The organism is Pseudonocardia pini (genome assembly GCF_013870575.1).
Taxonomy (GTDB): Bacteria; Actinomycetota; Actinomycetes; order Mycobacteriales; family Pseudonocardiaceae; genus Pseudonocardia; species Pseudonocardia pini.
Map to the genome: position 1 here is coordinate 1 of NZ_JACBXB010000166.1, position 8,730 is coordinate 8,730.

The window sequence follows — 8,730 nt, forward strand, 5'->3', positions numbered from 1 at the left end:
GGGAGCTGTCCGCGCTGGTGGAGAAGGGCGAGCTGCGGCTCCCCCGCGCGATCACCCTCCCGCTGGACGAGGTGGCCCGAGCCCACGAGCGACTGGCCGCGGGTGGGGTCGGTGGCCGCCTCGTCCTCGTCCCCTGAGGTCGTGAGTGGCGATGGTCGCCAGAGCGACCTGTGCAACTGACGGAGGCTGGCTACGCCTGAGCGGTGGGCTTGGTGGTCTTCTGGAGGAGCCTTTCATAGGGGGTTTGGCCGCCGAGCCCGCCGTGTGGGCGGTGGTAGTTGTAGTAGTCCTCCCACTCGCGCAGCTTGTCGTCGAAGGACTTGCTCTCGTCGATGACGACGCCGTCGAGGAGTCGGTAGAACTCCTCGGCGTCGATGCGGTGTGAGCGCTCCACCTTCCCGTTGAGCCTGGGTGTGCGGGGTTTGATGTAGACGTGCTGCAGGCCCTGGTCGAGGGCGTGCCAGTGGAACGCGGATTGGAACTCCGCGCCGTTGTCGGTCTGGATGACCTCGACCTTGAACGGCAGCCGGGACAGGACGTGGTCGAGGAACGCGACCGCGGTCTTCTGGTCGGAGCGCGGGTAGACCTTGAGCACGCGCAGCCGGGTGCAGTCGTCGATCGCGGTGAACTGGTAGAAGCGGCGCCGGCGGCGCGCGGTCAGCCCGGTGGTCTCCACGATGTGCTCCGAGCTCGACGCCGGTCCTGACGCTGCCGCCGACGCTGCAGCCGGGTCCTTCCCCGGCTTCGGGCTGGTCGCGGGGAGGGCTTCGATGAACTTGACGTCGATCTGGATGCGGTGGCCGGGCTGGGCCTTCTCGTAGCGCTTCCAGCGTCGGTCGTGGCGTTGGTAGCGCTGGGAGGCGGGCAGCCGGTTGAGGCCGAGGCGTTTGAGGATGCGCCACACGCCGGACACGCTGATCGTGACGTCGTGATAGCGGGCCAGGTACATGACGATCTTCGCCGGGCCGAAGTGGTAGTGCCGGCGCAGGTGCACGATCTTCTCCACGACCTCGGCCTCGGTGGCATTGGGGCTGTGGTGGGGCCGGTGCGAGCGGTCGCGCAGCCCTTCGGGTCCTTCGGCGTCGAACCGGCGTAGCCAGGTGTAGTAGCACTGGCGGCTGATGCCGTAGTAGCGGCAGGTCATCGCGACGTTGCCGGTCACTTCCTCGGCGTGGCGCAGGACCGCCAGGCGACGACGCACCTGACGGTCCAGAAGGGGATCACTCACAGACGAGTCTCCTAATGATCAAGAGACCCAGGTGTCAACCATCCCCGTCAGTTCTTCAGGTCGCCAGAGCGACTATCGCCGCTCACAGGTGCAGGAGGCGGGCCCCGGCGTCGTGGAGGACATCGCGCAGGAAGACCTCCCCGAGAGCCGGGGACGCCTCGGCCCAGCCCGCGATCGCCCGGAGCTGGGTCGCGTAGGCGTAGGGGATGTTGGGGAAGTCCGTGCCCAGCACGACCCGGCCCGGGATCTCGGCCAGGCGGGCGGGCCAGTCCGGCGGCAGCGGGGCGAACCGCTCCGCGTAGGGCGTGCCGACCATCGTGGTGTCCAGGTGCACGTTCGGGTAGCGGTGCACGAGGTCGACGGCGGTCCCGAAGTCCGGCATCCCCGCGTGGGCGAGCACCGCCGTCAACCGGGGGTGCCGGGCGAGGACCTCGCCGAAGACGTCGAGCCCGGTGTGGGCGCCGGGGATCGGGCCATGGCCGCAGTGCACCACCGCGGGCACCCCGGCCTCGGCCAGCAGACCCCAGGCCGGGTCCAGCAGCGGGTCCCGCGGGTCGAAACCGCCGACCTGGACGTGCACCTTCACCGCGCGGGCGCCCTGCTCGACCGCGGCGCCCAGGTACTCCTCGACGCCGGGCTCGGCATACAGCGTGGCCGTGCGGACCGCGGCGGGTGTGGAGTCCGCGAACTCCCCGACCCACTCGCTCAGCCAGGCCGCCATGCCCGGCTTGTGCGGGTAGACGAGCGGGGCGTAGGCGAGCACGCCCAGCTTCGCCAGGATCGCGACCCGCTCGGCCTCGGGCAGCCGGTACTGGATCGGCCAGTCCATGCCGTAGTGCGTCCTCGCCTCGTCGAAGTAGGCCCAGACCTTGGCGAGCACCCGCTCCGGCAAGAAGTGGACGTGCACGTCGACGAGGCCGGGCAGACCGAGGTCCGCCACCCAGCCCGAGACGTCGGCGTCCGTGGCGGGGCCCGCCGTCACTGCAGGGACCTCGCCCGACCCTTCGCCGCCCGCCCGATCGCGCGGGCCATGTCGCGCTGGGCGTCCTTCTTGGCGAGGTCCTGCCGCTTGTCGTAGGACTTCTTGCCCTTGGCCAGCGCGATCTCGCACTTGACCTTGCCGTCCGAGAAGTACAGCGACATCGGGACGAGCGTGAGCCCGCCCTCGCGGATCTTGCCGATGAGCCGTTCGATCTCGTAGCGGTGCAGCAGCAGCTTGCGGGTCCGCCGCGGCTCGTGGTTGGTCCAGCTGCCCTGCGTGTACTCCGGGATGTGGAGGCCGCGGAGCCAGACCTCGCCGTCGTCCACCGTCGCGTACGCGTCGACGATCGACGCCCGGCCCAGCCGCAGGCTCTTCACCTCGGTGCCCATGAGCGCGACGCCGGCCTCGAACTCCTCGAGCACGGCGTAGTCGTGGCGCGCGCGCCGGTTCTGCGCGATCACCTTGCGGCCTTTCTCCTTCACGTGATCCAGCGTACCCGCCGCCGCCCCCGCATTATGGAGCCACAACTGTCGTTTCCGGGGTCGGAAACGACAGTTGTGGCTCCATAATGCGTCAGACCTTGACGTACAGGCGCAGAGTTACGTAGCCGGTCACGCCCGCGATCACCGCGCCGATGGGCACGAGGTACGCCGAGACGGCCAGGACGTCGACGAGCGTGACGGGCGGGATCACCCCGTTCTGCGCGATCCCGGCCAGCAGCGAGTCGATGAACGCGACCTTCCCGACCACGAGCCCGACCCCCGCCAGGACGGCGCCCGCCACCCCGGTGAGCACGGCCTCCACCAGGAACGGCAGCTGGGTGTACCAGCGCGTGGCGCCGACGAGGCGCATCACGCCCACCTCGGTGCGGCGGGTGTACGCGGAGACCTGCACGGTGTTGGAGATCAGCAGCAGCGCGGCGATCGCCTGCACGAGGGCCAGCGCGAACGTCACGTTCCGCACGCCGCCGAGGAAGTCGAACAGCTTGGCGACGACGTCCCGCTGGTCGATCACCGTGCGGACGCCGACCTGGCCCTCCATCGCCTGCTTGACGGCGGAGGCGCCGGCCTCGGTGGACCCGTTCTGCTCCACGAGCTTCACCCGCAGGGTCGCGGGCAGCGACTGCGGGCGGGCGAGGTCGGCGACCGACTGGCCCGCGAACAGCTCCTGGAAGCGCTGGTAGGCCTGCTCCTGGTTCTCGTACTCCACGCCCGCCACCAGCGGCGAGTTCTCCAGGACGGCCAGCAGACCCGAGCAGATCGGCTGGGAGCAGTCCGAGTCCGCCACCGAGACGTCCTGGGTGAGGGCCACCCGCACCTCGAGCCGGTCCGAGTAGAGCGACTCGGTGGCGTCGATCGTCTTCACCGCGAGCAGCCCGGTGCCGACCATGAGCAGCGAGATGGCCGTGGTCAGGACCATCGCCGCCGTCATCGTGACGTTGCGGCGCAGGCCGGTCGTGACCTCCCGCAGGACGAAGTCTGTTCTCATGTCGCCTCCGCGGGAAGAAGGACGTCGGCGGTGCGCACGGCTAGCGACCCACCCCGTAGACGGCGTGTGCCTCGTCCCGGACGACCCGGCCGAGGTCCAGCTCCACCACCCGGCGGCGCATGGAGTCGACGATGGAGTGGTCGTGGGTGGCCATCAGGACCGTGGTGCCCGTGCGGTTGATCCGCTCCAGCAGCAGCATGATGTCCTGGCTGGTGTCCGGGTCGAGGTTGCCGGTGGGCTCGTCCGCGAGCAGCAGGAGCGGCCGGTTCACGAAGGCGCGGGCGATCGCCACGCGCTGCTGCTCGCCGCCGGAGAGCTCGTGCGGCATCCGGTCCGCCTTGCCGTCCAGCCCCACGAGCTCCAGCACCTCGGGCACCACCTTGCGGACGGTGGTGGGCGACTTGCCGATCACCTCGAGCGCGAAGGCGACGTTCTCGCCGACCGTCTTGTTGCTCAGCAGCCGGAAGTCCTGGAACACGCAGCCGATCCGCTGGCGCAGCCGCGGGACCTTGCGGCGCGGGATCTTGGCGACGTTCAGGTCCGTGACGAAGATGTTCCCGCGGGTCGGGACGTCCTCGCGAAGCAGCAGCCGCAGGAACGTGGACTTGCCGGAACCGGACGGGCCGATCAGGAAGACGAACTCGCCCTTGTCCACCTCGACCGACACGCGGTCCAGTGCAGGGCGCGTCGAGGTCTTGTACATCTTGGTGACGCGCTCCAGCCGGATCACCAGCGGGACGTTACCGACCGATCATGGACCGACCGGAATCCGACAGGCCCCCTCGGCGCACGGGTGCTACCGCTCGGCCGATTACGCGTTCTCCGCCTCGAGCTGCTGGTTGCGCCGCCACCGGATGCCCGCCTCGATGAAGCCGTCGATGTCGCCGTCGAGCACCGCGCCGGGGTTGCCGACCTCGTACTCCGTCCGCAGGTCCTTGACCATCTGGTACGGGTGCAGGACGTAGGAGCGCATCTGGTTGCCCCAGCTGGACCCGGTGTCCTTGAGCGAGTCCATCAGTGCCCGCTCCTCCTCGTGCTTGCGCGCGAGGAGCTTGGCCTGCAGCACGACCATGGCGGTCGCCTTGTTCTGGATCTGGCTGCGCTCGTTCTGGCAGGACACCACGATGCCCGTGGGGATGTGGGTCAGCCGGACCGCAGAGTCCGTGGTGTTGACGCCCTGCCCACCGGGCCCGGAGGACCGGTAGACGTCCACCCGCAGCTCCTTCTCGTCGATCTCCACGTGGTCCGTGGACTCGACGACCGGGGTGACCTCGACGCCCGCGAACGAGGTCTGACGGCGGCCCTGGTTGTCGAAGGGCGAGATCCGGACGAGCCGGTGGGTGCCCTGCTCGATCGACAGCGTGCCGTAGCCGTAGGGCGCGTGGACCTGGAAGGTGGTGGACTTGATGCCCGCCTCCTCCGCGTAGGAGGTGTCGTAGACGTCCACCTTGTACCCGTGGCGCTCGGCCCAGCGCAGGTACATGCGCATCAGCATCTCGGCGAAGTCCGCCGCGTCCACCCCGCCCGCCTCGGAGCGGATGGTCACGAGGGCCTCGCGCTCGTCGTACTCCCCGGAGAGCAGGGTGCGGACCTCGAGCGACGCGATCTCCTCGCGGAGCTTCGCGCGGTCGCGGTCCGCGTCGGCGATCGCGGACTCGTCGGACTCGTCCTCGGCCAGCTCGTAGAGCACCGGGAGGTCCTCCAGCCTGCGGCGGAGCTCCTCGACGCGGCGCAGGTCGGCCTGGGCGTGCGACAGCCTGCTGGTGACCTTCTGCGCGGCCTCGGTGTCGTTCCAGAGGTCGGGCGCGCCCGCCTGCTCCTCGAGATCCGCGATCTCGTTGCGGAGCGCGGGCAGGTCCGTGACGACCTCGATGCCCTCGAGGGTCGTCGCGAGGTCCTTCAGGTCGGCTGCCACGTCGGGGTTCACAACGCTCCAGGCTACGCGGCCGCCCCCGTCTACTCGACGGGGATGGCGTCCAGGAGCTTCACCATCGCGCGGGTGTGGGAGACCGTGAAGTCCGCGACGGCCTTCTGGTACGGGTCCGTCTCGCCGCGGGCGGCGGCGCGGGCCTCGGCGAGCCGGGCGGTGTAGACCTCGCGGGAGGTGTCCACCAGCTCGGTGCGCTGCTTCACGGTGAGCGAGCCCGCGTGCAGCAGCCGCAGCACGAGCGGGCTGCGCAGCGAGTCGCCGCCGCTGCCGTGCTGCAGCCAGGCCTTGAACGAGCGCTTGCCCGCCGCGGTGATGACGTACTGCTGCGAGGCACGCGGACCCTGCTTGCCGAGCCGGAGGAGGCCGGCCTCGGCCATCACCGGGAGCTCGCGGTAGACCTGGCTGCGGGTGACCGTGAAGAACGACCCGAACCGCTCACCCGCCGCAGCGACGAGCTGGCCGCCCGTCATCGGACCGCTGTGGAGCAGTCCGAGCAGGGCGGCGGCGGTGGCGTTGACTGCGGGAGGGGCAGGCATTCCCCCACGGTCCCACGGTCGGGGGAGTTCCGCGATTCCAACTAGGACAGGCCCCCCAGGACCCCCTCCAGCTCGGTGAGGACGGCGTCGCCCTGCCGGTAGTGCGAGACGTAGTAGTTGGGCAGCGGGAAGAGTCGCCCGGCGGCCACGGCGGGCAGGGCCCGGAAGGTCGGCGCGTCGAGCATCCGCCGGGTGTTCTGGTCGACGCCGCCGCGGGTGTCGGCCAGGTGCAGCACGACGTCGCAGTCCGCGAGCGTGCCCAGCTCCTCGTAGGACAGCGGCGCCGAGGCGCCCTCCTTGCCCTCGGCGAAGGCGGTGAGCCGGGCGCCGACCGCCCCGAGCACCACCCCGCTCCACGAGTTCGGCAGGTCGACGAGCGCCGTCCCCTCCTGGCCGCCGCGCACCAGCCCCCAACGGGTCCGGCCGAGCACCTCGGCGTACCGGGTCGCGATGTCCTGGGCGTGCTTCTCGTAGGCCGCCTTGACCTGCTCCATCTCCGCGCCCCGCCCGACGGCGTCGGCGGTCCGGACCGCGCGCTCCCGCCAGGTCCCGGGGCTCCCGCCCGCCGGGAACAGCAGCGCGGGCGCGATCGCCCCGAGCCGCTGCGCGAGGTCCGCGGGCAGGTTCGGCACGAGGGTGCCGAGGATCAGGTCGGGCCGCTGCGCCGCGATCGTCTCGTAGTTGAGGTCCACGGTGGACCCGACCTTGGGGATCGTGTCGTAGGCCTGCTGGTACTCGGGCAGCACGCCGCCGACCGTGGCCTGGGCGGTCCCGACCACGGTGTACCCGACGTCGAGCAGGGCGTAGGTCGTGTAGAAGTCCGTGGCCACCACCCGCTGCGGGTCGACGGGCACGGCCACCGGCCCGAAGGCCCCCTCCACGGTGCGGGTGGCCCCCTGCGGGGCCGGCTCCTCGGCGGCACCGCAGGCGGTCAGCCCGAACAGGGCCGCCGCCGCCCCGGCCCCGGCCAGGAAGCCGCGGCGGTCGAGGGCGTCGGTCACGGGCGCGGGTCGTTCCAGAAGCAGCACGCCGTCATGTAAGCAAGCCTTACCTCAGACGTCCACTGCGGAGTCGGGCAGCACACTCGCCCGCGGCCGGGTCACCCGGGAACGCCTGCCGGGCCCGGCCACGACGGCGGCGGACTCGGTCGGCGTGGGCACCGCGTAGGGCTCGGCCGCCTCGAGGTCCACGGTGTAGCCGAGGTCGCCGAGGCTCGCGACGGTGACCCGGGACAGCGGGTTGCCCCGCTGCGCGATGAACCCGCTCATCAGCTCGGTCGCGAACGTGGACTCCCGCCAGTGGCCCTCGCGGGTGCCGTCGCCACCGGTGTTCTCGACGGGCACGTCCCCCGTCCCGCCGAGCTCCGCCCACTCCGCCACCGCCCCCTCCCCGGTGAAGCGCGGGTCGTCCGTCCCCTGTCCGGTGAGGAGCCCGGCGCGGGCCCACAGGGTCCCGATGCCGAGGACGTGCCCCATCTCGTGGGCGATCACGTCGTCGAGGGTGCCGTCGCGCTCCATCTGCCGCAGGTCCGCCGTGTCGAACTCCATCTGCCCGACGGCGGGGAGCAGGCCCGCCGAGGCGGGCCGCAGCCGCGTCGGGCCCGCCTGGCCGAGGATCTGCCCGGCGCCGTCGATCGCCGTGCCGCCCGCGAGGATCAGCACGTCGTCCACGGTCTCGCCGTCCACGGTCACCGGGGGAAGGTCCCCCACGATCATCCGGGCCCACCGGTCCGCGGCGGTCGCGAAGGCCGCCTGCTGCCGGTCGCTCAGCCCGCCGGTGAAGCGGACGTCGATGGTGAACGGGGAGGTCTGCTCCCGGGTCAACGCGGCGGTGCGGGAGGCGTCGGCGACGGCGCGGTAGCTGTCCATCCCCCCATCCTGGACCGCACGAACGGCACTCTCGCTCAGAAGGTCTGAGCGAGAGTGCCGTTCGTGCGGTGAGGGGTCAGATCGTGAGGGCGGCGATCTTCTCGCGGTGCGCGTCGGCCGTCCCGAACTGCCCGGCGAGCCGCTTGGCGCGCTTGTAGAAGAAGTGCGCCTCGTGTTCCCAGGTGTACCCGATGCCGCCGTGGTACTGGATCATCGCGGCGGTGGACTGCAGCGCCACGTCGCTCGCCTTGGCCTTCGCGACCGACACGGCCAGCGCCGCGTCCTCCAGCCCGATGTCGACCGCGTGGGCCGCGTAGAGCGCCGCGTGCTCGGCCATCGTCACGCCCACGTGGATGTCCGCCAGCGCGTGCTTGATCGCCTGGAAGGACCCCACGGGCACGCCGAACTGCTCCCGCTCGCGGTCGTAGGCGACCGTGCGGGCGAGGGCCGACCGCGCGATCCCGACCAGGTCCGCGGCGACCAGCACCGTGGCCCGCGCCTCCAGCGACGACGCGTCGCCGGGCAGGGCCTCCACGGACCCGTCGGCGAGCGCGGCCAGCCTGGTCGTGCGGTCGTACGACCCGACCGGGGTCGCACGGGCGCCCGTGAGCAGGCCGAACCCGTCTCCGGACGGCACCACGACGACGTCGGCCAGGACGCCGTACTCGACCGGCCCGCCGAGGCCGAGGGCACCGACG

At 71.4% G+C, this 8,730-nt stretch carries 11 protein-coding genes; 1 reads left to right on the forward strand and 10 read right to left on the reverse strand.

The features are described 5' to 3' along the window. Window positions 1-14 precede the first annotated feature (14 nt). Window positions 15-137 (forward strand): zinc-binding dehydrogenase, encoded by a 123-nt coding sequence (locus H5J29_RS35840; RefSeq protein ID WP_281375947.1) that lies wholly within the window; start codon window positions 15-17, stop codon window positions 135-137. Window positions 138-190: 53 nt separating this feature from the next. Here the strand turns inward: H5J29_RS35840 and H5J29_RS12285 are convergent, their stop codons facing one another. The 10 genes from H5J29_RS12285 to H5J29_RS12330 form a co-directional block, all read right to left on the reverse strand. Continuing rightward, the gene (locus H5J29_RS12285) at window positions 191-1,228 is read right to left on the reverse strand and encodes an IS481 family transposase (protein ID WP_181781068.1); all 1,038 of its coding nucleotides are present in this window, start codon (window positions 1,226-1,228) and stop codon (window positions 191-193) included. Between the two features lie 82 nt (window positions 1,229-1,310). Beyond that, on the reverse strand, window positions 1,311-2,210 hold the full coding sequence (locus H5J29_RS12290) for an amidohydrolase family protein (protein WP_181781069.1): 900 nt from the start codon (window positions 2,208-2,210) through the stop codon (window positions 1,311-1,313). Next, entirely contained in the window at window positions 2,207-2,692 is a 486-nt protein-coding gene (gene smpB / locus H5J29_RS12295) for an SsrA-binding protein SmpB (RefSeq protein ID WP_181781070.1), read from the reverse strand. The genes H5J29_RS12290 and smpB overlap by 4 nt, the downstream gene beginning before the upstream one ends. Before the next feature lie 91 nt (window positions 2,693-2,783). Beyond that, window positions 2,784-3,698: a permease-like cell division protein FtsX gene (gene ftsX / locus H5J29_RS12300; protein ID WP_181781071.1), complete on the reverse strand. Its 915-nt coding sequence runs from the start codon at window positions 3,696-3,698 to the stop codon at window positions 2,784-2,786. A 40-nt stretch (window positions 3,699-3,738) separates the two neighbouring features. Beyond that, window positions 3,739-4,428, reverse strand: a complete 690-nt coding sequence (ftsE, locus tag H5J29_RS12305) for a cell division ATP-binding protein FtsE (RefSeq protein ID WP_181781072.1) — start codon at window positions 4,426-4,428, stop codon at window positions 3,739-3,741. A gap of 81 nt (window positions 4,429-4,509) precedes the next feature. Next, window positions 4,510-5,625: a peptide chain release factor 2 gene (gene prfB, locus H5J29_RS12310; RefSeq protein ID WP_181781073.1), complete on the reverse strand. Its 1,116-nt coding sequence runs from the start codon at window positions 5,623-5,625 to the stop codon at window positions 4,510-4,512. Between the two features lie 29 nt (window positions 5,626-5,654). Continuing rightward, window positions 5,655-6,164, reverse strand: a complete 510-nt coding sequence (locus tag H5J29_RS12315; RefSeq protein ID WP_181781074.1) for a PadR family transcriptional regulator — start codon at window positions 6,162-6,164, stop codon at window positions 5,655-5,657. 41 nt (window positions 6,165-6,205) lie between these two features. Beyond that, window positions 6,206-7,165 carry an ABC transporter substrate-binding protein gene (locus H5J29_RS12320; RefSeq protein ID WP_181781075.1) on the reverse strand — a complete coding sequence of 320 codons (960 nt, stop codon included), beginning with the start codon at window positions 7,163-7,165 and terminating at the stop codon, window positions 6,206-6,208. Between the two features lie 51 nt (window positions 7,166-7,216). After that, window positions 7,217-8,032: a M8 family metallopeptidase gene (locus H5J29_RS12325; protein WP_181781076.1), complete on the reverse strand. Its 816-nt coding sequence runs from the start codon at window positions 8,030-8,032 to the stop codon at window positions 7,217-7,219. A 76-nt stretch (window positions 8,033-8,108) separates the two neighbouring features. Then, window positions 8,109-8,730: acyl-CoA dehydrogenase family protein (locus H5J29_RS12330; protein WP_281375946.1), on the reverse strand; the 622-nt coding region annotated here is incomplete at its 5' end.